The organism is Sinorhizobium sojae CCBAU 05684, assembly GCF_002288525.1.
In the GTDB taxonomy this organism is placed as follows: Bacteria; Pseudomonadota; Alphaproteobacteria; order Rhizobiales; family Rhizobiaceae; genus Sinorhizobium; species Sinorhizobium sojae.
The window spans coordinates 2089364-2114785 of record NZ_CP023067.1; the positions used below are offsets into that span (position 1 = coordinate 2089364).

Sequence of the window (25422 nt, forward strand, 5' to 3'; positions counted from 1 at the left end):
CAGCCCCTTTGTCCGAATACTTGGCTCTAGCCGTTAGCTCGCTGCCTGACCTTCGGGAGACGGTACGCCATCCGGTTTGTAATGCTCTTCGATCTTCGCCCGGAATTTTTTGTCGTCTTCGTCTTTTGCCGCCTTAATCAGGTCGTCCAGCAGACCATTCACTTTGACCTTGGGGACATACAGCATCTGACCGAGTAGCTTAACCTCGTATGTGTCGCCCACGAGCTTAACGGGTGATCGCCCTTTCCCGGATACCTTTCCGTCCCTGATCGCAGTCTTAACCTTGGTCGCATCGGCGATAAATGACTCTACAGCCGTGTTCTTTGGCGGCTCGTTATAGAGGTTAAGCAATTCCAATCCGCTTGCCATTCCATGCCCTTTCAAATTCGATTTGAACCTAAATATGCAGAACACCAATTCGCAGAGAAATGCAAGCATGAAAATCAAATTCGAATTCCCCAATGGTTACAAATCGGAGATGCAAAGCGCCCGCGATGCGAACGACTTTGACGCGTGGGTAATCCGCAAGTTCATTCGTCCAGTTCGCGCGCTTATCAGTGAGCAATTCAGGATGGATATCCAGCCGGATCACTTCACTATCGATTTTGTCGAGGACGAAGACGCGGAAGCCTTTTTGACGGTTATCGGGGGTCGCGCTGTCTATGAGTGAGATTGAAACTGACATTGGTCCATTACCAGCACCGCCGAAAAAGAAGGGCGGACGGCGCAAGCGCGCGGTAAACCCGAAAGAGCAAGAGCGCTGGCAATCGGATGAATGGAAAGAGCACCTGAAGAAGGTAGGTTTCCAGAAGGGACGCGAAAAGACCGGTGGTCGCGTGGCTACTCCGAAGGAAACCAAGGAATGGATTGCCGGCAAGTCTCAGGACGTTGCGCAATTCATGTGGGATTTGATGCACGATGACACACAGCCGATCAAAGAACGTCGCGCGGCTGCTGTCTGGCTCGGTGAAATGTCTATGGCGAAGGCACCGACTGAACAGAAGGTCGAAGTCAACCACACGCACGATATCGGCGCGATGCTGCTTGAAGCGCAGCGCATGGCAACAACCAAGCTGATCGATGTCACTCCGAAGCCAAAGGTTATTGAGGATGACTCGGATGTTTAGCACTATTGGCGCATGGCTCGCCGCAATGGGCATTCAGCCTGCTCACCTGATTGCCGGGCTTGCCGGGGGCATTGTTCGCGCTCTGATCTATAAGGAAGGCACACTTGTAGAGCGTATCTTTGTAGGCGCAGTCGGCACATTGTTTGCTGCCTTCCTGACACCCTTTGCTCTCCTGATATTCGGAGCGACCGCGCCAGCAATCAGCGGTGCTGTCGGTTTCATGTTGGGTTTGATGGGTATGTCATTCGCAATTGCGTTCATCAAGATCGGCAAGGACTACGCGAACAATCCGGGGAAGCTGAAGGACGACTTGGGTTCGCTTCTGTTGCGAGTGTTCAACAAGGATAGCGACGACAAGTAGCGGAGAAAGCCGGTTTTCTAAATACCGGCATGTCCACTACAGAAAACAAACGTAAAGAATCCGAAGAACTCGCCACGCTAATCGCCCTCTATCGCGAAGACATGGAAGTTTTCGTGAAGCAGGTTTTTAACTCCACTCTCAGCCCGAAGCAGAAAGAGTTTTGCGAAGCATTCCGGACCAAGCGCCGCATTACCTTCAAGGGCGGTACTGGTTTTGGCAAAACGTTCGTTCTGGCGGTTTGCTTTTGGTGGGCACTCATCTGCCATGAGGAAGTCCAGGTCTCCATCCTTGGTCCTTCGGAACCGAACCTGAAAGCGACTTCATGGAAGGAAATTCTGAAGTTCCATGACCGAATGGCTTCGCCCTTCAACAAAGCCTTTGACATTGCCGCGACCCGCATTGCTCACAAACGAAATCCCGCTTCGTGCTTCGGCGAATACCGTCTTGCCAGCAAGGACAACGTTTCGTCCATTCGCGGTATCCACATGCGCAACAACTTCGTGTTTGTGGACGAGTCGACCGGTGTTGACGATGAAGTGTTCATCGAAGGTCTTGGCGGTATCTTCGCCGACCCCAATCCAAAGCTCTGCATAATTTCCAACCCTTCGCGTGCGTCCGGCTACTTCTGGCGTACTTGGTGCGACCCCGAACTTTCGTCCATCTGGACGCATGTCCACGGCACCTTTTGGGATAGTCCGAATTACGATCCGGAGACCTTTGAAGAGACAGCCAAATCCTTTGGCGGTCCGACGTCGCGTGACTATCGCGTGATGATCGAAGGCGATTTCCCATTGACCGACGTGGACGGGCTTATTCCACGCGAATTGATCGATGCGGCTGTTCTCAACGAAGATGCTATTCCCGCCGACAACGTGCCGATCATTTGGGGTCTCGATCCGGCATCCGCTGGTAAGGACTCGTCCGTGCTCGCAATGAGGCACGATAACAAGGTGCTTGACTTCAAGCAGTGGCAGGGACTTAACCCAACGCAACTTTCAGAGAAGGTTAGAGACCTTTATCAGCAGACACCGAAGCACCTTCGACCGGCTATCATTGCGGTTGACGGTACGGGCTTGGGTAATGGCGTTTGGTCCAATCTCAGAGATTGGGGTCTTCCTACCTATAACGCGGTTTACAAAGGCAAACCAACACGGAACCCCGAAAAATACGTCTCCTTCAAGGATCAGATTTATTGGGAAACGCGCGACTGGTTCGCATCGGAAAACGTGTCGATTCCGAATGAAGCGAAGCTGATCGAAGAACTTGCGTCGGTCCAGTACGACGACACCAGCGGTAAAATCAAGATTGAGGAAAAGAAGGCAACCAAGAAGCGGATTGGACGTTCTCCCGACCATTTCGACGCTCTTGCTTTGACGTTCTCGGTTTCGAAAACGCGTTATGCCAGCAAGTACGGATGGTCAAAGCCAATCGAATATGACTGGCTTCAGTCTTACGAGTGAACGTGTTGATTTCCCTAAATAGTCGTAAATTCCTCTCAGCAGAGACAGTTTATGACTAACGAAGAAGAAGCCATTCTAAGGACCATCACGCCACAAATCAAATCGGCTGTCACTTGGTCGAATAGCCACATTGCCAACAAGCAAGAGCAAGCGCTTAAACACTACAAACGTGAAGCGCTTCCCGGTGATGAAAAGCTAAGGGGCAAATCGAAGTGGGTTAGTCCGAAGGTCCAGCAGCATGTTGACTGGCTTTCTGGACAGCTTATCCGCATTTTCGATGCTCCTGAAAACGTCGTTGAATTTTGTGGCATCGGTCCGGAAGACGAAGCGATTGCACAACAGCAGACGCGAACGGTTAATTGGATTCTGAAGACGAAGAACAGCCATGGTGCTTATCTTCAGCCTTGGATTCAAAACGGTCTTTTGACCGGTCTTGGTGTCATCACTGCCGAATTCGAGACCTACACGGAAGAGTCCCTTCCCCGCCTTCTGAAGAACGTTCCGAACGAAATGCTTGTTGCCCTGAATCAACAGGAAGAAGCCGGTCAAATCATCATCGAAGAAGTCGGCAAAGCTCAGGTCCAGCCCGGACCCATGGGCATTGTCGAAACCCGCGACTTGAAAATCAGGACCGTGAAGCGCATTCCTTGCTTCAACATCCTGTCGGTTGCTCCTGAAGATTTCATCGTCTCGAAAGACGCCAAGTTCGATAACGAAACGGGCGGCATCGCCGCTAAGATTCAGGGGCACCGCAAGCTGATTTCCAAGGGCGATCTTTTGGAAATGGGTTTTGACGTGGATAAGGTCAACGCTCTTCCGGCTGCATCTGACAAAACGGATGGAATTGCTCTTGAGCGGTCCAAAGACCTTGCCGGTGAACGCGGTGTTGGTCCGGACGATGTCGAAGTCTTTACAATCTACACGAAAGCCAAGATTGGCAAGGACAAGAAGGCTCGGCACTACCGCCTGACTATTGGCGGTGACATCGAAAACAGCCCTGTCTTGCTCGATTATACCGAAGTGAGCCGTTTTTATCCGTATTCGGCTTTCACACCCTTCCCCATCGCCGACACACTGTTTTCGCTTGGCGTTGCGGATCGGCTTGCCGACGATCACATTTTGATTACGCGGATGTATCGTCACGTACTCGACAGCCTGTCTCAGCACGTCAATCCGATCAAGGTTTTCAACCCGGACACCACTAATGGTGACGACCTGTTGAACTCGCATGCGGGCGCGCTTGTCCGTTCGACCGATCCGACAGGCGGCATTTCCTTTAACGTCCCGCCCTTCGCTGGTGCCGATGCAATGCCGGTGATTGACCAACTGTCGCAATCGCTGGAATTCAGCACGGGCACTGGTCCGACCATGATCGGAGTGAACGCGGAAGATTTCCAACGCACGTCCGCTACTGCCGCAAACCTTCGTTCCAACGCGTCTCAGCTTCTTATTGAGATGATCAGCCGGTTTTTCGCTGACACTGGTTACAAGTATCTCGTCAAGATCGTTGTCGATCTACTCATTCAGAAGCCGGACGAAGCCGCCGAACTGGTTTCCCGATTGACGAACCAAGCCATTCCGCTGGACGAATTCAGCACTGATTATGACGTGGCAACGTCGGTCGCCTTCGGTGTGATGTCTCGTGATCAGTCGCGGCAATCGCTTACGAACCTCTTCAACATGCAAATGCAACTGAAGGCAGCGGGCATGCCGTTCATTCAGGATCAGCACGTTTACGCGACGGTTGCCAAGCTTGTCGAAACGGATGGATTCAAGAACGTCGGCAGCTTTGCCGCCGATCCAACTACCCTGCCGCCCGCGCCCCCCCCCCCGCCGCCTGTCGATCCGAACGCCGGTTTGATCGAAATCGAGAAGGTCAAGGCGCAACTGAAGTCGCAATCAGACGAACTGAACCGCCAAGCCGAATTGACCAAGTTTGCCGCTGAAATGGACCTTAAGCGCGATCAGATGGCGCAAGACCGTGAATTGAAGAAGGCGGAAATTGAAGCCAAGTACGCGGCACAAGTCGCCATCGAACAACTGAAACTTGAACAGCGCGCCCCGCGTGATCCAATGGGGAACATCATATGAAAAACGTAACTACAATCGAAAAAGCGAAAGCCGCGAAACGGCTTCAGGAAAACGAAGATTTCAAGCTGATTATGCGCAGCATAGAAGACGACATCTTCGCGACATTCAAGGCAGTGAACATTGGTGAAGCCGAAAAGCTTTCCAATGTTCATGCGCTGTCGCACGGCTTCAAACTCGTAAATGATCGAATTGCTAAATATATCGAACTGGCAATCTTTGAGGCCCGTAAGGAAGAAATTTCTGACGAATAATCGCTGAAATCTCCTTATCCGTCATCTTTTTTTGCTCAACAACCAATTTTAAGCTTAGGAAATTTATAAATAGATGGAAGACGAACTTAGCAACAACTCCGAAATGGAGACTGCTACACTTAGCAATGAAGACATTTTGGCTCAATTTGAAGCCACACTGGACATGCCGGAAGCCTCTGAAAATTCGGAACAAGCAGACGAACATGTTGAAGAACCGGATGCGGAAGAAAACGCTTCCGAGACACCATCAGATACCGACGAACCGGTTTTCGAAATTGACGGGGAACAACTCCCGCTTTCGGAAGTCCGCAATCGGATGATGAGGCAAGCCGATTACACTCGGAAAACGCAAGAACTCGCTGAACAGCGTAAAGTTTATCAAGAAGCGCAGTTCGATAAAAACCAGTTGCGAATGGAGGCCCTTCAAGGAATTGAAGCGCTGAAACAGCAAATGGCTATCGAATTTAGCATGATGCCGCCCGAACCGAATTGGGATGAACTTCTTAAAGAAGACCCACATTCGTACATGCTTGCCCAACGTGAATGGCAAAGGCGGGAAGCTTACGCCAAGCAGGTTTGGGAAGCTGAAGTGGCTCTTCGCACGCAAGCAGAAGCTTACGAGAAGGAACAGCATCAGCATGAAGTTCAAGAGTGTCAAAAGCGTCTGTTGGAGAAGTACCCCGAACTTCGGGACCGCTCCACCGCAACGCAAGTTCTTGGTGAAATGTCCGAACTCCTACAGAGTTACCGGCTCACTCAGCAAGACGTCGAAGGCTTGTATGATGATCGCGTCATCAGCATTATTTACGACTTCACCAAATTGCTAAAGGCTCAAAAAGCAATTCCCGAAGTCGTCGCCAAGATGGAGCAAAAGCCTGTCATTTCGCAGAAGCAGAATTCTTCGAAGGCAAGCGATGCTTATACCCGTGACTTCAACAAATTCAACAAAACCCGTAACGGAAACGATGCAATCGCACTCATTTCCCGTTTGCTTTAACGCTCAAAACGAGCACGTTCTAACGAAAAATAAGAGGTTTAAAACCCATGCCTACGCTTACCACGACTAACGCCACTAACGTCCGCGAAGACCTTGGCGATATCATTTCGATGATTTCCCCGGAAGAAACTCCGTTCATCACTGCTATTGGCAAAACCAAGGCTACACAGAAGACTCACGAGTGGCTTCAGGACTCGCTTGCTGCTGCTGACAAGGACAACGCTGCTGCTGAAGGCGCTGATGCTGCTGACGCTACGCTGTCTGTTCCGGTTCGTCTCTCTAATCAGGCACAGATTTTCACCAAGTCCGTTCAGGTCTCCGACACGTTCGAAGCCACGAACACCGCTGGTGCGAAGTCGGAACTCGCTCGCCAACTTATGAAGGCTGGCAAGGAAATCAAGCGCGACATCGAAGCCGCTCTTGTCTCTGCTAACCCGTCCGTATCTGCCGGTACGCGCAAGCTCGGTGGTGCTGAAGCTTGGATTGCGACCAACGCCCTGCACGGCGCTAACGGCGCGACTGCTGGCTACTCCGGTGGTCTTGTCGGTTCCGTAACTGCGGGTACTGGTCGTACCTTCACCGAAGCCCTGTTTCAGGAAGCCCTTCAGGGTGCCTATGACGAAGGCGGCAACGTGACGAAGGTCATTGCTCCCCCGTCGCTTAAGGCGAAGATCGGCACCTTCACTGGTGGCGCGACCAAGCAGCAGATGGCTGACAAGAAGACGGTTTCTGCCGGTGTTGACATCTATGACGGTGACTTCGGTGTTTATGACATCCTGCCGCACCGCTTCATGTCGAGCACGACCGTAATCGCCTTCGATCCCGACCTTTGGAATCAGGCTGTCCTTCGTAGCATCAAGAAGAACGAACTCGCCAAGACCGGTGACTCGACCAAGTACCAGCTTGTTGCCGAACTCACCCTTGAGTGCTTGAACGAAGCCGGTAACGCAAAGATCGCTGATCTTAACGGCTAAGGCTAACGACCTTGGCTGATAAGAATCAATAATAAAAGGCACAAGGTCAATGGAAAGAGCCTCTTCGGGGGCTCTTTTTTCGTGCCTATCTCATGGCTTTCGGCGCCCGCCATTCCCCTAAATACATCAAAAACATAATGGGGAATAAATGGACAACCTCAATCTAACAGCGGGCGATTTGATCACGCACGGCACCATTCTTTGGGAAGAGACGCCGGAATATCGCGTTTGGATCACTCGTGACGGCGACAAGATGTATTTCACCACGGAATACAACAGCGACATTCTTCAGGCGCTATTCGATCAAAACCAGCGTGAGGCAAACGCGTTCAATAAGAGCGGTTCACACGGCGAAATGGTCAAGGTCGCAAGTGTTCCGATCGGTCTCTATCACGAATGGGCGCGGCAGGGCATTACCGAAGACCGGGAAGCTATCCGTCGTCGTCTGAACGATACCGATTATTCGAAATTCCGCACGAATGATTGGAGGCTCTGACAATGACATATGACGAGCTTCTTGAAACGGTCGAATCCTATACCATCCGTGACGATATCCCCGTAACAACGATGATCCGGCTTGCGGAAGCGACTCTTCGCCCGATTGCCAAGCATTATCTCGCAGAGAAAACGGCAACACTTACCGTAACGGATGACATCGCCGATTTGCCGTCTGATTTCCTTGAAATGCGCGCGATTACCGGCGCATCCGGCAACATCTATAAGCCGATTTCCCCAAGCAATGCCGATGTTCAGGACGGGCAAGTTGGCTATTACCGCATTGGTGATAGCCTGTCTTTCGTTCCGAGTACGAGCGGTGAAGTCGATGCCGAAGTGACGCTTGCCTATTGGCATTCGTTCCCGGCTTTGTCTGATGTCCAGTCCAATTGGCTGTTCGACCGCTTCCCTAACATCTATCTCCGGGCAATCCTCAAGGAAAGCTTCCGTTGGCTGAAAGACCCGGAAGGCGTTGCCATCGAAGATGCAGCGCTGAAGGAAGAACTCTCCATTCTTGCTGAAGATGACCGTCGCGGACGCCAGACAGGCCCCATTATTTGGGAGTCCAGGACTTGGCAGTAATCGACGTTCCCTTCACCAGCTTCACGCCTGATCTTCCGCGACTGAACAACCCCGGTTTGGTGAAAGCCCATAACTGCACTGCCGGTCTTGGTTCGATACAGGGCGGTGTCACGCTGTTTCCGCTGAAATCGGCAAGCCTGTATTCCAACACGTCGATGGACAGCCGTCCCCTTGGTTCGGCTATCGGGCAGGACGCGACCGGAAACGCGAAGGTTTACGGCGCGTGCGCAACGAAGATTTACAAGCTCAATCCGGCAGACCGGCAATGGACCGACATCAGCCGCGTTGGTGGATACAGCACGACTGCATCAGAGAAGTGGAAATTCGTTGAATACGGATCGCTTCAGATCGGCACCAACTTCAATGACGAAGTTCAGTACATCGACATGAACGTTGACACGCAGTTTGCCAACCTTACGACATTGGTGAAAGGCAGACATATTGCCACACATAAGGGCTTTGTCATTCTCGGAAATACGTGGGATGCCCTCGACGGCGGTGTACCCTATCGCGTTCGGTGGAGTGGTATTGAAGCGCCGTCTGATTGGACGTTCTCAGCCGCTACGATGGCTGATTTTCAGGACCTCCATGGATTCGGCGCAATTCAGGGGATTGTGACTGATGATTCCTGCTATGTGATCCTTCAGCGCGGCATCGTTCAAATGTCCTTTGTCGGCGGCAGTTTTATTTTTCAATTTACAGACCGAGTAGTAGGCAAGGGCTGCGCGGTTTCTGAAAGCATTACCACGGTTGAAGGCAAGCACTATTTCCTGTCTGACGATGGCTTCTACAAGCTTGAACAAGGCAATCTAACACCGATTGGTATAGGCAAAATCAACGATTGGTTTCTTGACACCGCCGACCTTTCCCAAGCTCATTTGATGACGGTTGCTGCCGATCCGAGAAAGACCCTGATCTATTGGCAATTCGTTTCCAAAGATGCTGTTACTGGTACGCCAGACAAGCAGCTTATTTTCAACTACGTCACTGGTGAATGGACAACAGCCGACGCGACAACGGCTTTCCTTTTCAATTCGGTGTCTCTCCCTTGGACCATCGATCAGTTGGACGCGTTTATTGCAATCGACTCCGTTCCTGCATCGTTTGACGACCCAATTTGGAGTGGTGGTAAAAACATGTTGTGGGGAATGAATGCTACCGGAGCGGTCTATTCATTCGGTGGTCCTACTATGGAACTCTCTGTCGAGACGCCAGAGTTCCAGCTTGCTCGAAATATCCCGAACGAAACGGGCGCTGACATAGCAATTGTGAATGCCGTTCGTCCGCTCTTCGAAGGTGACGGAACGGCACGAATTCAAGTCGGCACTCGGAAGCTTCAGAACGAAGATATGTCTTGGTCATTGCTGAACGAATGTCATGCCGAAACCGGCTTCGCATATGTCCGGAATCGGTCGCGATATCAGCGTTTTCGAATCAACATTTCCGGCGATTGGAAGAAGGCATATTCGCTCCAGATTGACGCACAACCAGCCGGAAAACGCTAAGGCAAACGCACCTTTCTACTAAATAGCGTAATGGAAAGCGTTTATAATCATACGGATTCCCGTCAAATAGCTGACAAACTGAATTTTGCTATCCGAAGGCTTAACGGCACTAGCGCGGGTTCGGTAACGCTCGCCAATTCCGTTACGACTACGACCGTACAGAATTCAGCCGTGACCCCGGATAGCCGTATCAATTTAACGGCGACAAGCGCCGCCGCTGCTACTGAAAACCCTTGGATTTCATCGAAATCGAACGGTTCATTCGTCATTACACATGCAAATGCCGTGACTACCAGAACGTTCGATTACACGGTAAATGTTGCATGATTCAGCGGTTCAACGAAGACGAATATACAAGGGTTCGGAAGTGGCTTCTCTCTGCATTGGAGATTGCCCCCGGTCCGTTTGATGAAGCTGAACTGCTCGTCAAATTGCGTGTTGGTGAAACGTGGTTCTTGATCACTACTGATCATGCCGCATCTGTAGTGGAACTGGTCCGTATCGACGGCGAATTGATTGCCAACGTGCTGCTGATCGGCGGTGAGAAAGGAAAGGCACTCCGGGAAATCATCCCGGCACAAAAGCATTTCTGTGAATTCCTCAAACACGAGGGCTTCACAAAACTGGTGGGCACTCCCCGCAAGGAATTTCATAACATTCTGAAGGCTCAAGGCTTCGAAGAAGAACAAAAAGAATTAGTCAAGAGGCTTAATTAATGACTTCTACTCCCAAAGAAACCACGTCCAAAGTTGAGCCGTGGGATGGTGCCAAGGGTTATCTCCTTGAGCAATACAAGAATTTCGACACGCTCATTAAAGCGGGAGCACCGAAGCAATTCGAAGGCTCGACTGTCGCGGATCAGAGCAAGGCGACTCTTGATGCCTTGAAGAATACTGAAGCGCTTGCGCGGAATGGGAACACGTCGGCACTCACCAACGCCACAAACGCCGTCAACGGTGTGATGACGCAAGGGACCAACACCCAAGCCAATCAGACGCTTTCGCAGCTTCAGCAGAAGTCGAATTTCGGGACCAACCCGACTGACAATATCGCCCGGATGATTTCCCAAGGCTCTAACGTCGGGCAGAACTACACCAATGCGGCAACCGGCTTGCAAACGGCACAAGCGAACAGCCTCGCACAGTCGAACAATCCCGCGATGGCTTACCTTCAACAGACAGCATCCGGCGCGAATATCGGTCGCAACCCGTACTTGGATTCGATGGTCTCCAATTCGCAGGATCAGATTGCCAAGAAGCTTCGCGACGTAACGAACCCCGCTATCAATAGCCAAGCTGCCGCCATGGGTCGCATGGGTTCGGCTGCATATGCGCGTGAGCGCAACAGCGCGGAAAGTGCAGCCGCTAACGAAATGGCACGGGTCGCAACTGATATGTACGGCAACCAGTACAATCAGGATGTGCAGAGCCAAATGAATGCCGCTGGTCAATACGGCAACTTCTTCAATTCGGACGTTTCCAACAGGCTTAACGCCAATCAGTCGCTTGCGAGCACGAGCGATAGCCAGCAGAACGCACGACAGAACGCGCTTAATTCGAACCGCGATTTCCAAATGCAGGGCGCTAACCTTGCGTCGAATAACTACCAGAACAACATCGCCAACATGTTGAGCGGCAATAACCAGCGATTGAACGCCGCGAATGCTGCCAATAGCCAGCAGAACGCGGTTAATGATCAGCGCTTGAACGCTGCTAATATGTCTGGTCAAACCTACCAGAACCAATACCTGCCGCAACAGCAGCTTGCGAGCGTTGGTGAAGCTCGTGACACCCGTTCGCAGGACGTTCTTAACGCTGAAATCGCAAAGCATGATTATGATCAGCAATTGCCGATGCAGAACATTGCGAATTTCGTCAATCTGCTTAATGGCGGTGGGTACAGCAACACAAAAAGCCCGGTCTATAGTAACACTGCCGGTCAAGCTCTTGGCGGCATTTCGGCGCTTGCTGGTCTGCTTTCGCTCTGCGATGCCCGCACGAAAATCCTACATAAGCTTGTCGGTTACATGCCGCTTCTCAATGGCGAAAAGATCGCAATCTACGAATTCACCTACAAGGATGATCCGCAAGAAATTCGTTGGATGGGTCCGATTGCTCAAGAAGTCGAAGCGAAGACCGACACGGATACTGTCGTTGAAGTCGGCGGCACGAAGCTGATCAACGTCGAAGCAATGATTTCGGAGGCTGCATAATGGCAAGCATTTGGGATTTCCTATCGCCGACAAAAAAGAAGAAGCCGAACGATCTAACGAACGATCTTGAAGCGGTGGTCTCTCCGAAGCCGCAAAACTTCTTAAGCCAGTTTTTGCCGGAAGACCCGAACAAGCGTGAAGCACTCGCTAAGGCTCTGATCATGGGCGGCGCTTCGGCAATGGCGGCTGGTGGTCCAAGCAGCAAGCCGACGAACCTCTTGTCGGTGCTCGGTTCCGGTCTTGCCGGTGGTGTTGGCGGCTACGATGAAAGCCTTACCAATGCGGCAGACGCGGCATACAAGGGTGCGGCTGTTTCGGCGAATGCGCTCAAAATGCAGCAATCCGCGCTTGGTACGAACCTTCAGGAACAATTCTTTAAGAAGTGGGGTCCGCCCGGTCCGGGTGGCTATTCGAGTGAAGCCCTGTACGATTTGCAGCGGATGCAGTTGGCAACCGGAGACGACGAAGGCGCACGGCAGACGCAAAAGCAAATCCAACAGCTTCAGCAATCAGGGGCGGAAAAGGGCTTCATCATCGGCGAAAGCGGCTTCCAGCTTGCCCCCGGCTATGGCGAAGGTCTCTTTGACACCAAGAAGGCGGAAAGCCTTGGTAGCGCCATTGGTCAAAACGCTCAGAAGACCGCCGATCAGAAGAACTTTGAATACGGTATCGAGAACCCGGAATTCCTCAAGCACGAACTTACATTGAAGAAGGCTGGTGTCGCGCAAGACAACAAATTCTTTGGTAAATCCGGCGAACATGCAGCCGAACGCTTTGCCGGTTACCAAGAGGAAGGTCTGAAAGCCAAGGAACTGTCCAGCAACGTCAATCGGCTTGCTGATCTTGGTCGCTCTATCGGCACGGGTAAATGGGCGGAACTCAAGAAGACCGTTGGTCCTTGGGCAAAGGCTGTTGGCGTTGACGTCGAAGGACTCGACGACATCCAAGCGTTTGAATCGATGGTGTCGAAGGTTGCGCCTTCCATGCGTGTTCCGGGTTCGGGTGCGACATCTGACTTCGATGCAAAGCAGTTCCTTCAGTCGCTCCCAAGCCTTGGCAACACGCCAGACGGTAACGCGCTGATCGCCCGGACGACCGCCGCGATTGAGCAAAACAAGGTTGCCGCCGCTGAAATTGCCAACCGTGTCTATGATCCGGAAGACCCATTGTATGGCGATTGGCAAGCAGCCGAAAAGCAAATCAATGCGCTTCCCGACCCCTTCAAGGAATTCCGGGAATATCGCGGCGGTAGCTCTGGAAATGGCGGTTCCAACACCGATCCGGCTGCAACTTCGTCCGTATCGCAGTCCGCTCCGAAGACCGGGCGCGTTCAGTCCGCTCCTGTTGTTCGCGATGGTTGGGAATACTTCATCGGTCCGGACGGCAAGAAATATAAGAGAAAGCTTTGATGGCTGGATACATCACCTATCGAAACCAAGGCGCGACCCGAAATCTTCCGATTTCTGAAGACCTCTTAAAGCGCCTCAAATATCTTGAGGAAATGGGCCTTACCGCCGAAGTCTTCAGCGGCGGACAGCCGGAGAAGGGTTCCGGTCTTGCACGGATCGGCAGCACTCGGCACGATCATGGCAATGCAGCCGACGTCCATTTCTTCCGCGACGGCAAGAGGCTCGATTGGGCAAACGAACAAGATCGCCCGATTTTCGAAGAAATCGTACGGCGCGGTAAATCGGCGGGTCTCACGGGCTTCGGTGCTGGTCCCGGCTACATGCAACCCGGATCGATGCACATCGGCATGGGAACCCCCGGTGTTTGGGGAGCGGGCGGCAAATCCGATAACGCTCCCGATTGGCTTCGTGCTGCTTACGAAGGCGCACCAAGCGCCAAGCCCGATGTTGTATCCGAAGTTGTTGCTGCTGCGAACAAGCCGGAACCGGCTCCGATGCAGATCAACACCGCACCGGCACAAGCGCCATTTCAGGCACAAGCCAAAGCCAAAGCTGAAGAACCGAAGAGCCGCAACGGAATACTGGTCCAAGCCTACAACAAATTGACCGGATCGAATGTGCAGGTTCCGGACAAAATCTTCGGCATTGAAACCGACAACATCAACAAAGGCTTTGCCGGACTTGGCGACTTTGCCGAAACGCTCGCTGAAAACGATCAGGCGATAAATAATCAAATACAGTCGGCGGCAAGGACAGCACAAGCAAACCGAAACTCTGCACCTGTCGAACTGCAAATGCTCGGCAGCTATCAGCCGATGTCACGCAAAAAGAAGAAAGGAGCACTCTCCGGTTTAGGGGGATATTTCGTCTGACGATGGGTCCAAACAGTAAGAAAAAGAACAATGATTGGCTGAATGGCGCAATCCCGGTGTCGGACGATGAATGGCTTTCTCAAGCTGTTCCGGTCTCTGAAGACGAGTGGAACCAGATTGCCAATTCCGGTCCTAATGCGGATTTTGCCGATGAATCCGAAGATGCCCCGCCGCTGATCCGTGCTGAAGTCGGTGCACTCGAAAAGCCGGAAGATCGACTCAAGGCGCTTCGCAAGCATTACCCGGACGCACAGTACGACCCGGAAGACCCGGATAGCAATTTCGTCTACACCGACGAAAAAGGCGTTGTGCGCCGCTACAACGCCCCAAATTGGCTTCCCTTCTCACTTGGCGATTGGGCTTCCATCGCACCTGAAGGCGGCGAAACTGTCGGCAGCATTCTTGGTGCTGGTGGCGGTGCTATCGGCGGTGGCATTCTTGGTACTGCTGTTGCCCCCGGTCCCGGCACTGCCGCTGGTGCCGTTACGGGCGGTATTGCTGGTGCTGGTACGGGTGCGGTTGCTGGTCGTGAAGTCACACAGCGTGGTCTCAATTGGATTTTTGGTAACGAGGACACGCGTACCGGCAAAGAACAGCTTATCGATGCCGGACAGACGTTCGCCCTTGGTGCCATTGGTGAAGGCGTTGGACCGCTTCTGCTTAAACCCGCTGCACGTGCTGCCAAAGGCTATCTGATCGGCGGGAAAGCCGTTGACGACGTAGCCACGGTCAAGGGACGTGTCGGCGATATGCGCTCCATTGGTATCGAGCCGACTCCGGGCATGGTTTCCGGAAGCGAACGCCACGCCACACTTGAGCACGCACTGAAGAACACCATTCCCGGCGAACAGATCGAAGCCCGCATTAAGGACGCCTATTCGAAGACCGGTGACGAGTTTGACCGCATCACATCGGCGATGAACAACGGTAATCCTGCCATGTCTCGTGCCGAACTTGGCTCTGCCCTGAAGGAACAAGCGCAAGCCGCCAAGGATGCTGGCTTTGCGCGATCCGAACAGCTTTATGACGACGTTACGGCAAAGGTCACCGCCAAGCCGCCCGCAAGCAATACGGCGAAATACGTTACCGATTTGCAGACGGAAAAGGCTGCTCTCTCCAATACCGGGAAGCGCATTCATGAGAAGCACATTGACCGTGTCATTGAAGAAGCCGCACCGCTTATCGAGGATGCCAAAAACGGTGTTCTGGACTTCCAACAATTGAAGGAATACCGCACCTATCTTGGCGGTCTCATGAGCGATCCGGGCATTGACAAGACGCTGAAGAGCCGCCTGAACGGTATCTACAAGGCTGCTACCGCTGATATGGAAGAGACGGCTCTTGCCTCTGGCGATGATGCTGCCCAAGCATGGCGGAAGGCGAACAATCAATACCGTCGCCTGATGGACTCGGAGACGGGTTATGGCAAGGGCGGTCTTGCCGCAAAGATCGTTGATCCGAAGACCGATACTGATGCAATCCACGATCTTGTTTTCAAGAACAAGGCGAAAGGCGGCAATCAGATTGCGGCGGCTCGTCGGTCAATCTTGCGCGCGGAAGGTGGTAAGGAAGCTTGGGATAATGTTGCCGGTTCCGTTGTCGAGCGTCTTGGTAAGAAGACCCTTGAAGGTGGCGAAACTGTCTTTGACACAACCACATTCTTGAAGAATTGGAAGGACGAAGCCTTCAGCAAGGAAGCCAAGGACGCACTGTTCAAGGGCACCAAGCACCAGCAATTCCGGGATGATTTGGACAAGGTCGCTCGTATTGCCGGTAACCTTCAGCGCTATACAAAACACGATAACCATTCCAACACCGCCAAGCACTTGACTGCACTTGGTTCGCTCAATCCCCTAAGCAGGCAGAACATTTATGCGACCGCAATTGGTTCGGCATTGTCTGCCGGAAGCTTGACGGCTGGCGTTGCTGTTGCTGGTGGAAAGATTGCCCAATCTGGCGGCGCTCATGCACTGAAGGGATATCGCGCGGACCTGCTGACATCGCCTGAAGTCGTCAATTGGCTGGCGAATGTCCCCAAGGCAGAAATGCAGAGAGGCGGACTAAAGGCGCATGTGAAGCGACTCGTGGACATACGCAAGAGCGCGCCAAATCGAGTGGCAGTCGCAATCAACGAATATCTTCGGGATTTGCGCTACGACGAAACCGACAACAATGAATAAGAAGGAGGGAAAACCTCACAATGACCGATTACAGCCAAAGCGATTGGCACGAGCTTGACGCGGACAATACCGACGTATCGCCGAATGGTGTGCAAGGCGGATATGCACCGTCTTCTATTGCGCCGATCTTGCGTGCAATGCGTGGCGCTGCCAAACGCGACTTTGTTCGATCCAATGCGATCTACACCACGACGGGCACGGCAAATGCCTACGTATTGACGTATGAAGGTGCGCCGCTTGCCTATGTGACTGGCATGATTTACCGCTTCTATGCGCACGCAGCCAACACGGGCGCGGCGACTCTGAACGTGAATGGACTCGGCGCAAAAGCCATCGTGACTCAGCATGGAAGCGCGTTGACATCGGGACAGCTTCCCACGCTTCGCCCTGTTGAAGTCGTCTACAATGGTACGTCGTTCGTGCTCATTTCGAATGAGGTACACGACGCCAAATTCACCGGAACGACTTCTGTTGCTGCTCTAACCGCCAACACGTTTACGGCGAATGGCGCTATTTCCGGCGCATCTCTGACACTCGGTTCGCCGCTTACGGTTGGGCAGGGCGGCACGGGCGCAACATCTGCCGCTTCCGCCCGCACGAACCTTGGTCTAGCTGCAATTGCCGCATCCGGTTCTGCATCTGATTTGACGACCGGCACCATTCCGGACGCCCGGATTTCCGGCGCATATACCGGCATTACGACTTTGACAATGTCCGGGTTGCTGACGTCCGCTGATGTCACCGTTGACGGTGGTGGTTCAGGCAACCCGGATATCGTGCTTAAACGGCTCGGTGTCACTGTCGGTTCTCTTTACCACGACGCAAACAATCTTGTGCTTCGGAAATACAACACGACAACTGGTGCGGCTGAAGGCTATCTTCGCATCGACGGCAATGGCGTCAACGATATCAACTTCAATAACAACATCATCTGGCACGCTGGTAACGATGGTGCGGGTTCCACGCTTGATGCCGATCTGTTGGACGGACAACATGGTTCCTATTATCAGAATGCATCCAACCTGAACGCTGGTACGATTCCGAATGCCCGCATTTCCGGCGCATATTCCGGTATCACGACGCTCGATACGACCGGTAAATTGACAGTCACGAACGCTGGCGAGTGCATCAAACTTAATGGTCCTAACGCCACTGATGATCCGTATATTGCGTTCTATGCCGGTGGTGTTCGGACCGCATATATCCAGCATCAAGACGGTACGGGGACGACCAACGGGTTCGTTATATTAAATGACGTGACGGATGACAGGATCATCCTTCACAACACGAACTCAATTAACGCGCTCAAATTTCATGATAATTCGGTTGGTACACAAGATATCATCCACACCGGCAACATGAATTCGAAGGGTATTGCGCAATTTACCACGTCGTCTAGCTCGACACTGACTGATTATCCGGTTGGTTCTGTGCTGATGGTCCGTCTTGGTGACGGTGATCCTATTACCCGGAATGCTGCATATCCGGTCTATTACAGCACGGGTTCCTCGTCGGCGTTTGGTGTTACATCAGGTGGTGCATTGAGCGGAACTTGGCGCGCTCGTGGCGACTACGATAGTCCCGGTTCTGGCGCTTGGTGTGGTCTAGTACAAAGGGTGGCTTAAAGATGTTATCTCTAAATTCAGTAAATTCAATTTCAGCAACCGAAGAAGAAGGTGTGTACGTCCTCGATTGCAACATCACCGACCTTAATGATGAAACATATGATGTTAAATATTGCAGTCGTCCAACCGACACATTCGGTCTAAATCCGACAATTCGGCAGTGGCTTGCGGACAATCCGGACTTTCCGATTGAACCGTATGTCGAACACATTCCGACCATCGAAGAAGTTCGGGCGGCAATGCCGAATTTGACCGCTCGTCAGCTTCGTCTTGGTCTCGTGTCCGGGGGCTTCTCCATCGTGCAGGTAGACGCTGCAATCGCAGCCATGCCGGATGGTGTCGAGAAGGAAAACGCCAAAATCGAATGGGAGTATGCGACGACGTTCAAGCGCACACATGCTCTTATTGGAAGCATCGGCGCGGCGCTTGGTCTCACGGAAGACCAAATCGATACGATGTGGAATGCAGCGGCAAGCCTTTAGATCGAATCTCACATATTATGAAAGCCAAAAGCCGGGGTAATTCCCGGCTTTGCTTTTTATGCCAACCAAGCAGTGATTTTGTCGGACATGGCTTTATTCAAGATGGCTTGACCGCCTAAGCTGCTACCCGTCCCGCCCGCAACACGCGGGTGTGTGCCGTCGTCCGAACAGTAGCTAACGCCCGGAATTGCATAGAACTGGTCTCCGATTGCCGGATTGCTCGGCAGTGCTGAAGACATCGTAATATCGCCATTCGTGTTGCCGTTGCCGCTCCGGGTTAGACCAATATGCGTGCCGGTTTTCATCTGGACGAAGCCGTTTGAAATGGTGGAGCTTCCCCGCGAATAGTTCGAATTGAAGCGAGACGCGGATGTAACGGAACTAATCGTGCCTTCTTGAATCGCAGGCAACAATGCATTCTCACCTTGGATGACCCAACGTCCAGCATCCCGCGTAGGTTCGAACGGATCGGACCATTCAACATAGTCGTCAAAGTAGGTTCCGCCACGAACAGCCGCGTTGAAAAGACCGCGTTGCGAAGTCGGACCCGGATCAAAATGACCGTTGGTGAAGCCGTTCGTCCAAGTCGGCTGAAACTCGGCTGTATTGGTTGCCTTCCACGGCTGAATGGTTGGACTGCCTGTTGCCGGGGATGTGGCAGAGCCGGGAAACAGGAAGCTCACCACATCGGTATCAGTGTCGATTGCGGTACAGATGAAGTTGCCGATATATTCGGTCTCGGTCGCGCCAAGGATGCGATAGGGAACCCCAACTACGTATTTGCTGGCATCAGCAACCGTTGCAAACAGCGTTGTGCCGCTTGATGTAAGGGTTGTTGCCACTGCCGCTGTAGCCAAGGTCCGGGGAAGCATGGTCGCTTGTGTGAACTTGATGCCGTCCGCATTGGCGCGGGTCCGCATGTTGGTAAGATAGCCAAGCGTGCCTGTTGCCGTCGTCCCTTCCCCGAAGTCATTGGTGCCGAAGTTGGAAACGAACCGAGTGATATTCAGCTTCTTGGCAAGATCAACCTGTTTGGCGAAGTTGGCGGCGCCCGTGTCGCCATAAACTTTTGCCGTCGTGCCGGAAATGCTGGCGTGATAGGCGGGGCACTTGCCAGCCGCAGCCGTGTACACCGCACCGTTGTTGTTGGTGGCGATGGAGTCGCCAACCGCGTACAAGGCTTCCTTCTTCAGCAGCGATCTTTTCTTGTGCGTCCGGAGACCGGCAAAGCCAAGGTTTGCAATATAGGTCTGCCCGTTCGGAACGGTCGAACTGAAGTTGACCTTGAACGATGCACCAGCGGGAATAACCGTTGCCGGAATCAAGTTTACGCCTTCGACATTCCCGCCGCTGGTAACGACAATCGAGCCAATATCGGTCGTGGTGCCGCCGACCGGATATTCAACGTTGCCGGTGACGGTAAAGCTTCCGCCCGCATTCGTTGTGCCTGTCGTGCGAAGCGTCCAGCCTTGGAACACAAGGGACATCTCGGTAATGTCCGCACCGCTATCGTTGACGAAGGTTGCCGAATAGGTCTTAGCGGTTCCGTCGCCAGTCGGTGGAGCAGCGCCAGAACTGTGTCCCGGTCCATAGAGACGATGTGCCAGCCTTTTGACGACAGCGTCAAACGAACGGCGCTTCCACAAGCCCTTCGAAAAGCCGTTACCGAAGCCGATCTTCATGGATCAAGCCGCGATAACGGTAACTTTTACACCGCTTCGGATCGAAAACGGAAACGACGACCCGGCAAGGATTTTGACTCGTGGCGTTACCGATGCATTAGGCGTCGTGTTGTTGCTCGTGAAGGCAACATAAATGTCTACCAAGGCGTTAACGATCAGATATTTCCGGGAAGCATTTGTGAAGGTATGTGTCTCTCCGGTATTCAGTTCTGCGGACTCGAAATCTGCGGTCAAAACGTCGGATTCGGAATCAATATTCCCGTAAAGCAGTTGGGCAATCGCCATTTTAGTAGCTCCTAAGTTTCAGGCTTTAAGGCTATTTAGCTGCCGATGAACCTTCGAAGCGGGCGAACCCCGAAATGAGAGAATGCTAAATATGGATACTTCCTTTGGATGGGAATCGTCATGCGCATGACAAAGCCGCTGTAGGGTTTTCCTGTTGCCCTACAGCGGCTTCTTTCTGTCTGGCGTCTTCAGGCTCTTCAGATGGCTGCGATTGAGCCGAACCATGATTAGATCATTGTGGTAATCGTCGCTAAGAAGCACGTCATATTCGAACTGTAATTTGGCTTCGAAATATGAGGCTTCGGAAGCCGTCTTACACAGCCTTAGAATGGTCCTTTCGAAGCGTTCACTTCCGTGCTTCTCGACAAGGGCCTTAAGTGTCTCATTGCTGCCGAAATATTCACGCCAGTTTGAATCGGTGACCTGTTTCCGCTTGCGGGTCTTGCCCTTCAACGGCTTTAGCGTCTTGGTGTTCCGGAAGCACTTCTTCCCGATGTATCGCTTCCCCGTTTCCCGATCCCGGATGCAGTAGACGAAGCCGTAATGATTGCCGATCAATTCCGGATCGAACGGCTTGCCGTCGAAAATCCAACCGGTCATTTGCCCGCGAACAGAGCGAATTCAGCCTTACGACGCTTGGTCAATCCGGCAAGCGGCTTCAGGACGCCATTCACACGAGCCTTGTTCCAAGCCAGCCAAGAACGCTCGATTTCAGCCAATGGGGCTTTGGCATTGATCTTCTTCAGCAGTGTGGAAGATGCGAGCGCACCAATACCGAGATTGTACGCGAAGGAAACCATCGCGCCGAACTGATCGTCATTCAGCGGCACCTTTACGAGCTTGCGGACCCCGGCTTCAAACTCGACAAGATCGGCTTTCAGCAGTCGTTCGGCTTCAGCTTCGGTAATGGTCTTTCGGCGCTTTACGTCATCCTTGGTGACGGTCTTCGTGTGACCGAATCCGATTGTTGGAATGCCAGCGGGACAGAGATACGTCCGAAGTTCGCAGCCTTCGGACGTCTTGATTAGTGAGATTGCTTTTTGGGAAGTTGTGTTTGTCATCCACTATGTAGCGGCGGATGACGAAAAGACTCCGCTTGGCAGGGTCTTAGACGATCAGGAAAGGTGCTTCTTGCTCGCCTCAACAAGCTTCTCGATAGCGGCGGCAGACTCACGAATTCTCGTGAGATTGTCTGCAACCTCTTCCTGCCAAGCTTCAATGATCATCATGCGTTCAAACAGGGAAAGCTCTTCGAATTCGGGAAACGATGGAAATTCAATCACATTAGACATATTTGAATTCTCCTTGATTTGTTGATTGACCCCGCCTTAGTGCAGGGCCTTTTCCTTATGCTTCCACGGACCTTTTGGACCCCTCTTGCCCGCACCCGCACTGCATGGCTTCGGCGGACGACGATTATTCGCTTGTTCTTCCCACGTAGCCCAACGCACGTTTCCGGGTTCATAACCGCGCGAATTATCGATGCGGTCTACCGTATGCCGTGGCGACGGACGGAAGCCCATATGACGAGCGAATTCTTCGAAATCCCGGAATGAATTTTTGATGCCGCGACCGCCGTAGTTCTTGTATGCGGGATGGTTCGGGTTGTTGCATCGTGCGTTGATGTTCTGCCACGCAATATAGATCGCGCGTTTTTCCGGATCATTGGTGGACGAAAACTTTGGATACACCCCGCCTTTTGCATGGAACTCGTCAAAGATTTCATTGATATCCGGATGCTTCGACGCGGTCTCTTGTAGAGTCGCAATCACGTTTTCGAGGCGTTCAATCGTGCTTTCGAGTTTGGTGATACGTGCGTGAAAATCTGTGTTGGCAATAGCAATGGTCATTTAAAATCTCCTGTTGTTATCAGAGCGCTTCTCCTTTCGTTCGCTCTGAATCTATTTATGGAATTTCGGATTGCTGAATTGCCGATTTCGTGGATTTCTCAGAAGAAATTCTAAAAAAGTTGATGCTGAAATCGCATGAACAACAGCGACTTGATGAGCTATTGCATGATCTTCACCGGCTCTCAAAATTTGTTTTGGCTACATATTCCAGACACCAAAACAGGAGAGAACCCCGCCCATGATCGATTTCATTATTTTGCCCGACACCCCGGACGTAACGGCGCTCGAATTCGTTCGCGCGTACATTTCGTACGATTGCAAAGCCGCCCGCTATTCACCGGAAGTGCGCGATTATTCGCCCGATCAAATCGACGCGTTTCAGCGCAAAGCGATGTCAGTTAAGTGCCCGGAGACGGGCGAAGCGTGGCGGATTGTTCCCTTGAAGATCAGCGACAAGATTAGGGAACACGAGGAAGGTCAAGCGATCTTCAAGGCGCATGTCGGCGGTTATCTGAACCACCCGCTAAGAACCGTGTTGGCAAGAGAGATTGAGCGGAGTACCGCCAACCACGGAAAATCATCCGGGGTTTCTTATGGACAACGTCCGTAGGCTTCTTGCTCGGTAGGTTGTGCAGCTTTAGCTTGCCATCCACGGTTATGGGCGGGGAGCTTCGGGCGGATGGCATTTCGAGACACTTGGAAGCGCATGAACTGGTTGGTGGTGGCTGGCGTGGCGACTACCGGATATGGCGTTTTCGTAGGTTACACGTTGGGCTGGTCGCGAACGTGGACCTTCCTATCAGGAGACACGGACCTGAACGCGGTAGGCGACTTCACAGCCGGTATGTTTGCTCCGGTTGCCTTGATTTGGCTCGTCGCGGCTGTTTTCACGCAACGGCAGGAATTGAACGAAACTCGCGTCCAGTTCGCTGAAAACCAAAAGGTGGTCGATAAGCAGCTAAAGACGATTGACAGTCAAAACAAACTGTTAGTGCTCCAACATCAACAGGCTTTTGAGAACGCCAAGCAGGCGTACAAGCTAAACCTCTTCGACAAGCGCTTTGAGATTTATCAGAAGTTCATAAACTTCGATAACGAGCACAACCACAAAGACTATGACCTTGGGTCTTTTTCGGAAATGGTCAATCTGTCACATGAGGCGTCGTTCGTGTTTGATCGGTCCATTACAGAGTGGTTCTTGGATATCGCTAGACAGATCGATGATTACCTGACGTTCAAGGAACAGAACCCTTACGAAGATGGTCCGGACGGGCACGGCAATATACTGCGGCTTAACAACGAACGAAATGTGGAACTCCAACAAGCGTATGCTCGACAAAAATCACGCATTCGCGAACTGTTTCGCCCGGAAGAGCGGATCGAGAGATTTTGGAGCTACATGAACGTAACCGATCAGCCGCTTGTGACTTAGCAGCAGACCCGCACACCATCCGACAGCGGGTCACCCGTGCCCCGGCTCTTCAGTGATCGGGGTTTTCTTTGTCTGGGTGCCCCCGTCGAGCCGTCCAAAGCGGACGATTTGTGAACTTTTGTGTGAACTTTTGCGACAGGGGCGCTTGACAGCAGCCCGACATATCAGCGAATGTTCATGCGGGAAAAATGTAGGATTCCCAAAGGTCTAGGGCGATTGTAAGCGACGGATCAGCGCCGTCACCCCAAATTTCTACCGCATCAAAAACGACACTGTACACCCATTGCGGGTTCTCGCCCTTTCCGTGGGCATTGTCGTCCGGGAAGACGAAACTCCCCTGAACCGCCTCCACCACACCCGTCCTGCCGCGGGCATAGCGCGGCAGCCGCGTGTGCGTTTCCGGATTGAAGTTCTTCGTGCGCACCCTCTCGCCGACGGCAAAACGCGGCGGCGCTTCGACCGGGCGGTCGCAGGGGCCGCCCCTGGCGAGCACGTCCGCGACCATCTCGGCTTTCAACACCCCTCTCGGTTCGCGTCCCTGCCCCAGGCCATGGCCCGCGTCGAGTTCGGCCTGCGTCGCGAAACCATGCCGTTTCAAGAGCGTCTCGAGCGCACGCGTCCAGATCTCGTAATAGCTTGCCGAAAGATAGGTCGCAGGAGGCAGGCATTCGCGCGCATGCCGGCTCTCATCCAGCGTCCAGGCACCGAAGGCGCCGCAGGAAAGCGTGATGCCGAGCGCCCGCTTCTCCCATTCCGCATGGAAAATGGGTTCGTCCTTCTCCGGCGCGATCGAACCGAACCCCTGCTGCCCGCCGAGATCGTGCGGCCCGTTCATCGCACCGCCTCAGGGGAAAGGGCAAGCCCCGTGCCGATCATCGAGTCGCGCGTGACCAGCGCAGCAAGCGCCGCTTCGCTGAAGCCCTCCGTGCCGTCGGGCCGCTCCGGCACCACGAGATAACGCAATTCCGCCGTCGAATCCCAGACGCGGACTTTCTTGTCGGCCGGAAGGTCAAGCCCGAATTCCGCAAGCACGCCGCGCGGATCGATTACGGCACGAGAACGATAGGGCGGCGCCTTGTACCAGACCGGCGGCAGGCCGAGCACCGACCACGGATAGCAGGAGCAGAGCGTGCAGACGACGAGATTATGCGTCGCGGGCGTGTTGAAAACGGCGCGCATATGCTCGCCTTGCCTTCCGGCAAAGCCGAGGCTCGCAATCGCCGCCGTCGCATCGTGCCGCAGCCACTCGGCAAAAGCCGGATCGACCCACGCTTTGGCGACGACGCCGGCGCCGTTCCGCGGCCCCACCTTTGTCTCATACGTCTCGACGATCGCATCGATTGCCGCCGGATCGATTAACCCCTTCTCCGTCAACAGGGTCTCCAGCGCCTTCACCCGCGCTTCCATGTCGCTGAAATGGTTGTCGTGATGGTGGCCATGCTCAGACAAATCGCCGTGGCGGTGCTCGGACATTTCATCACTCCCCTGCCGGAATCAGTATCATTTCTAGTCCACTACGACGGAAACCGGAATCGATTTCTGAACGGTGG

29 protein-coding genes are annotated in these 25422 nt (G+C 53.0%); 20 read left to right on the top strand and 9 right to left on the bottom strand.

All coding sequences use genetic code 11. From position 1 onward, the window contains the following. Positions 1-33: 33 nt before the first annotated feature. Complete coding sequence (locus tag SJ05684_RS10300; protein WP_050979903.1) at positions 34-438, bottom strand: hypothetical protein; 405 nt, start codon at positions 436-438, stop codon at positions 34-36. Between SJ05684_RS10300 and SJ05684_RS10305 the strand changes: the two genes are divergently transcribed. From SJ05684_RS10305 to SJ05684_RS10390, 18 genes are all read left to right on the top strand, one after another. Then, positions 437-670: a hypothetical protein gene (locus SJ05684_RS10305; RefSeq protein WP_034851024.1), complete on the top strand. Its 234-nt coding sequence runs from the start codon at positions 437-439 to the stop codon at positions 668-670. The two genes, SJ05684_RS10300 and SJ05684_RS10305, sit on opposite strands and share 2 nt — an antisense overlap. After that, on the top strand, positions 663-1127 hold the full coding sequence (locus SJ05684_RS10310; RefSeq protein ID WP_050979904.1) for a hypothetical protein: 465 nt from the start codon (positions 663-665) through the stop codon (positions 1125-1127). Before SJ05684_RS10305 ends, SJ05684_RS10310 begins: the two co-directional genes overlap by 8 nt. After that, positions 1120-1488 (top strand): hypothetical protein, encoded by a 369-nt coding sequence (locus tag SJ05684_RS10315; RefSeq protein WP_034851025.1) that lies wholly within the window; start codon positions 1120-1122, stop codon positions 1486-1488. Before SJ05684_RS10310 ends, SJ05684_RS10315 begins: the two co-directional genes overlap by 8 nt. Before the next feature lie 29 nt (positions 1489-1517). Further along, entirely contained in the window at positions 1518-2948 is a 1431-nt protein-coding gene (locus SJ05684_RS10320; RefSeq protein ID WP_034851027.1) for a hypothetical protein, read from the top strand. 51 nt (positions 2949-2999) lie between these two features. Further along, positions 3000-5039 carry a portal protein gene (locus tag SJ05684_RS10325; protein ID WP_034851029.1) on the top strand — a complete coding sequence of 680 codons (2040 nt, stop codon included), beginning with the start codon at positions 3000-3002 and terminating at the stop codon, positions 5037-5039. Next, positions 5036-5290: a hypothetical protein gene (locus SJ05684_RS10330; RefSeq protein ID WP_034851030.1), complete on the top strand. Its 255-nt coding sequence runs from the start codon at positions 5036-5038 to the stop codon at positions 5288-5290. The genes SJ05684_RS10325 and SJ05684_RS10330 overlap by 4 nt, the downstream gene beginning before the upstream one ends. A gap of 73 nt (positions 5291-5363) precedes the next feature. Then, on the top strand, positions 5364-6287 hold the full coding sequence (locus tag SJ05684_RS10335) for a hypothetical protein (RefSeq protein ID WP_034851032.1): 924 nt from the start codon (positions 5364-5366) through the stop codon (positions 6285-6287). A 47-nt stretch (positions 6288-6334) separates the two neighbouring features. Further along, positions 6335-7261 carry an SU10 major capsid protein gene (locus SJ05684_RS10340; RefSeq protein WP_034851033.1) on the top strand — a complete coding sequence of 309 codons (927 nt, stop codon included), beginning with the start codon at positions 6335-6337 and terminating at the stop codon, positions 7259-7261. 148 nt (positions 7262-7409) lie between these two features. Next, a complete protein-coding gene (locus SJ05684_RS10345) occupies positions 7410-7757 on the top strand; it encodes a hypothetical protein (protein ID WP_034851035.1) in 348 nt (115 codons plus the stop codon). Positions 7758-7759: 2 nt separating this feature from the next. Further along, the gene (locus SJ05684_RS10350) at positions 7760-8338 is read left to right on the top strand and encodes a phage adaptor protein (RefSeq protein WP_244426582.1); all 579 of its coding nucleotides are present in this window, start codon (positions 7760-7762) and stop codon (positions 8336-8338) included. Then, a complete protein-coding gene (locus tag SJ05684_RS10355; RefSeq protein WP_034851171.1) occupies positions 8329-9843 on the top strand; it encodes a hypothetical protein in 1515 nt (504 codons plus the stop codon). Before SJ05684_RS10350 ends, SJ05684_RS10355 begins: the two co-directional genes overlap by 10 nt. Positions 9844-10166: 323 nt before the next feature. Then, positions 10167-10559, top strand: coding sequence for a hypothetical protein (locus tag SJ05684_RS10360; protein ID WP_034851172.1), 393 nt, complete (start codon positions 10167-10169; stop codon positions 10557-10559). Then, positions 10559-12055, top strand: a complete 1497-nt coding sequence (locus SJ05684_RS10365; RefSeq protein ID WP_034851036.1) for a hypothetical protein — start codon at positions 10559-10561, stop codon at positions 12053-12055. The genes SJ05684_RS10360 and SJ05684_RS10365 overlap by 1 nt, the downstream gene beginning before the upstream one ends. Continuing rightward, positions 12055-13464, top strand: coding sequence for a hypothetical protein (locus SJ05684_RS10370; RefSeq protein ID WP_050979905.1), 1410 nt, complete (start codon positions 12055-12057; stop codon positions 13462-13464). The genes SJ05684_RS10365 and SJ05684_RS10370 overlap by 1 nt, the downstream gene beginning before the upstream one ends. After that, complete coding sequence (locus SJ05684_RS10375; protein ID WP_050979906.1) at positions 13464-14336, top strand: hypothetical protein; 873 nt, start codon at positions 13464-13466, stop codon at positions 14334-14336. Before SJ05684_RS10370 ends, SJ05684_RS10375 begins: the two co-directional genes overlap by 1 nt. Before the next feature lie 2 nt (positions 14337-14338). After that, a complete protein-coding gene (locus tag SJ05684_RS10380; RefSeq protein WP_050979907.1) occupies positions 14339-16516 on the top strand; it encodes a hypothetical protein in 2178 nt (725 codons plus the stop codon). 20 nt (positions 16517-16536) lie between these two features. Then, on the top strand, positions 16537-18141 hold the full coding sequence (locus tag SJ05684_RS10385) for a hypothetical protein (RefSeq protein WP_034851038.1): 1605 nt from the start codon (positions 16537-16539) through the stop codon (positions 18139-18141). Between the two features lie 2 nt (positions 18142-18143). After that, complete coding sequence (locus tag SJ05684_RS10390; RefSeq protein ID WP_034851040.1) at positions 18144-18623, top strand: hypothetical protein; 480 nt, start codon at positions 18144-18146, stop codon at positions 18621-18623. A gap of 56 nt (positions 18624-18679) precedes the next feature. Here the strand turns inward: SJ05684_RS10390 and SJ05684_RS10395 are convergent, their stop codons facing one another. From SJ05684_RS10395 to SJ05684_RS10415, 6 genes are all read right to left on the bottom strand, one after another. After that, complete coding sequence (locus SJ05684_RS10395; RefSeq protein WP_034851042.1) at positions 18680-20305, bottom strand: hypothetical protein; 1626 nt, start codon at positions 20303-20305, stop codon at positions 18680-18682. A gap of 3 nt (positions 20306-20308) precedes the next feature. Continuing rightward, a complete protein-coding gene (locus SJ05684_RS10400) occupies positions 20309-20590 on the bottom strand; it encodes a hypothetical protein (RefSeq protein ID WP_034851043.1) in 282 nt (93 codons plus the stop codon). A 159-nt stretch (positions 20591-20749) separates the two neighbouring features. Beyond that, the gene (locus SJ05684_RS10405) at positions 20750-21190 is read right to left on the bottom strand and encodes a hypothetical protein (protein WP_034851045.1); all 441 of its coding nucleotides are present in this window, start codon (positions 21188-21190) and stop codon (positions 20750-20752) included. Beyond that, positions 21187-21651: a lysozyme gene (locus SJ05684_RS10410; protein WP_034851046.1), complete on the bottom strand. Its 465-nt coding sequence runs from the start codon at positions 21649-21651 to the stop codon at positions 21187-21189. Before SJ05684_RS10410 ends, SJ05684_RS10405 begins: the two co-directional genes overlap by 4 nt. Positions 21652-21705: 54 nt before the next feature. Further along, positions 21706-21882, bottom strand: a complete 177-nt coding sequence (locus SJ05684_RS29995) for a hypothetical protein (RefSeq protein WP_172901117.1) — start codon at positions 21880-21882, stop codon at positions 21706-21708. Positions 21883-21918: 36 nt separating this feature from the next. Further along, positions 21919-22440: a hypothetical protein gene (locus SJ05684_RS10415; protein WP_050979908.1), complete on the bottom strand. Its 522-nt coding sequence runs from the start codon at positions 22438-22440 to the stop codon at positions 21919-21921. A gap of 238 nt (positions 22441-22678) precedes the next feature. Between SJ05684_RS10415 and SJ05684_RS10420 the strand changes: the two genes are divergently transcribed. Together SJ05684_RS10420 and SJ05684_RS10425 are read left to right on the top strand one after the other, a co-directional pair. Next, entirely contained in the window at positions 22679-23050 is a 372-nt protein-coding gene (locus tag SJ05684_RS10420) for a hypothetical protein (protein WP_034851048.1), read from the top strand. Between the two features lie 96 nt (positions 23051-23146). Continuing rightward, complete coding sequence (locus tag SJ05684_RS10425) at positions 23147-23872, top strand: hypothetical protein (RefSeq protein WP_244426583.1); 726 nt, start codon at positions 23147-23149, stop codon at positions 23870-23872. Between the two features lie 175 nt (positions 23873-24047). Here SJ05684_RS10425 and nthB read toward each other — a convergent pair whose 3' ends face one another. After that, positions 24048-24707, bottom strand: a complete 660-nt coding sequence (gene nthB, locus SJ05684_RS10430) for a nitrile hydratase subunit beta (protein WP_034851052.1) — start codon at positions 24705-24707, stop codon at positions 24048-24050. Then, a complete protein-coding gene (gene nthA, locus SJ05684_RS10435; RefSeq protein WP_034851054.1) occupies positions 24704-25345 on the bottom strand; it encodes a nitrile hydratase subunit alpha in 642 nt (213 codons plus the stop codon). The genes nthB and nthA overlap by 4 nt, the downstream gene beginning before the upstream one ends. Positions 25346-25422: the final 77 nt, after the last annotated feature.

Bases quoted from the DNA above. Each gene is read 5' to 3' on its own strand.
- SJ05684_RS10305 (WP_034851024.1), top strand. From the start codon at position 437: ATGAAAATCAAATTCGAATTCCCCAATGGTTACAAATCGGAGATGCAA.
- SJ05684_RS10300 (WP_050979903.1), bottom strand. From the start codon at position 438: ATGCTTGCATTTCTCTGCGAATTGGTGTTCTGCATATTTAGGTTCAAA.
- SJ05684_RS10310 (WP_050979904.1), top strand. From the start codon at position 663: ATGAGTGAGATTGAAACTGACATTGGTCCATTACCAGCACCGCCGAAA.
- SJ05684_RS10315 (WP_034851025.1), top strand. From the start codon at position 1,120: ATGTTTAGCACTATTGGCGCATGGCTCGCCGCAATGGGCATTCAGCCT.
- SJ05684_RS10320 (WP_034851027.1), top strand. From the start codon at position 1,518: ATGTCCACTACAGAAAACAAACGTAAAGAATCCGAAGAACTCGCCACG.
- SJ05684_RS10325 (WP_034851029.1), top strand. From the start codon at position 3,000: ATGACTAACGAAGAAGAAGCCATTCTAAGGACCATCACGCCACAAATC.
- SJ05684_RS10330 (WP_034851030.1), top strand. From the start codon at position 5,036: ATGAAAAACGTAACTACAATCGAAAAAGCGAAAGCCGCGAAACGGCTT.
- SJ05684_RS10335 (WP_034851032.1), top strand. From the start codon at position 5,364: ATGGAAGACGAACTTAGCAACAACTCCGAAATGGAGACTGCTACACTT.
- SJ05684_RS10340 (WP_034851033.1), top strand. From the start codon at position 6,335: ATGCCTACGCTTACCACGACTAACGCCACTAACGTCCGCGAAGACCTT.
- SJ05684_RS10345 (WP_034851035.1), top strand. From the start codon at position 7,410: ATGGACAACCTCAATCTAACAGCGGGCGATTTGATCACGCACGGCACC.
- SJ05684_RS10350 (WP_244426582.1), top strand. From the start codon at position 7,760: ATGACATATGACGAGCTTCTTGAAACGGTCGAATCCTATACCATCCGT.
- SJ05684_RS10360 (WP_034851172.1), top strand. From the start codon at position 10,167: ATGATTCAGCGGTTCAACGAAGACGAATATACAAGGGTTCGGAAGTGG.
- SJ05684_RS10365 (WP_034851036.1), top strand. From the start codon at position 10,559: ATGACTTCTACTCCCAAAGAAACCACGTCCAAAGTTGAGCCGTGGGAT.
- SJ05684_RS10370 (WP_050979905.1), top strand. From the start codon at position 12,055: ATGGCAAGCATTTGGGATTTCCTATCGCCGACAAAAAAGAAGAAGCCG.
- SJ05684_RS10375 (WP_050979906.1), top strand. From the start codon at position 13,464: ATGGCTGGATACATCACCTATCGAAACCAAGGCGCGACCCGAAATCTT.
- SJ05684_RS10380 (WP_050979907.1), top strand. From the start codon at position 14,339: ATGGGTCCAAACAGTAAGAAAAAGAACAATGATTGGCTGAATGGCGCA.
- SJ05684_RS10385 (WP_034851038.1), top strand. From the start codon at position 16,537: ATGACCGATTACAGCCAAAGCGATTGGCACGAGCTTGACGCGGACAAT.
- SJ05684_RS10390 (WP_034851040.1), top strand. From the start codon at position 18,144: ATGTTATCTCTAAATTCAGTAAATTCAATTTCAGCAACCGAAGAAGAA.
- SJ05684_RS10395 (WP_034851042.1), bottom strand. From the start codon at position 20,305: ATGAAGATCGGCTTCGGTAACGGCTTTTCGAAGGGCTTGTGGAAGCGC.
- SJ05684_RS10400 (WP_034851043.1), bottom strand. From the start codon at position 20,590: ATGGCGATTGCCCAACTGCTTTACGGGAATATTGATTCCGAATCCGAC.
- SJ05684_RS10405 (WP_034851045.1), bottom strand. From the start codon at position 21,190: ATGACCGGTTGGATTTTCGACGGCAAGCCGTTCGATCCGGAATTGATC.
- SJ05684_RS10410 (WP_034851046.1), bottom strand. From the start codon at position 21,651: ATGACAAACACAACTTCCCAAAAAGCAATCTCACTAATCAAGACGTCC.
- SJ05684_RS29995 (WP_172901117.1), bottom strand. From the start codon at position 21,882: ATGTCTAATGTGATTGAATTTCCATCGTTTCCCGAATTCGAAGAGCTT.
- SJ05684_RS10415 (WP_050979908.1), bottom strand. From the start codon at position 22,440: ATGACCATTGCTATTGCCAACACAGATTTTCACGCACGTATCACCAAA.
- SJ05684_RS10420 (WP_034851048.1), top strand. From the start codon at position 22,679: ATGATCGATTTCATTATTTTGCCCGACACCCCGGACGTAACGGCGCTC.
- SJ05684_RS10425 (WP_244426583.1), top strand. From the start codon at position 23,147: ATGAACTGGTTGGTGGTGGCTGGCGTGGCGACTACCGGATATGGCGTT.
- nthB (WP_034851052.1), bottom strand. From the start codon at position 24,707: ATGAACGGGCCGCACGATCTCGGCGGGCAGCAGGGGTTCGGTTCGATC.
- nthA (WP_034851054.1), bottom strand. From the start codon at position 25,345: ATGTCCGAGCACCGCCACGGCGATTTGTCTGAGCATGGCCACCATCAC.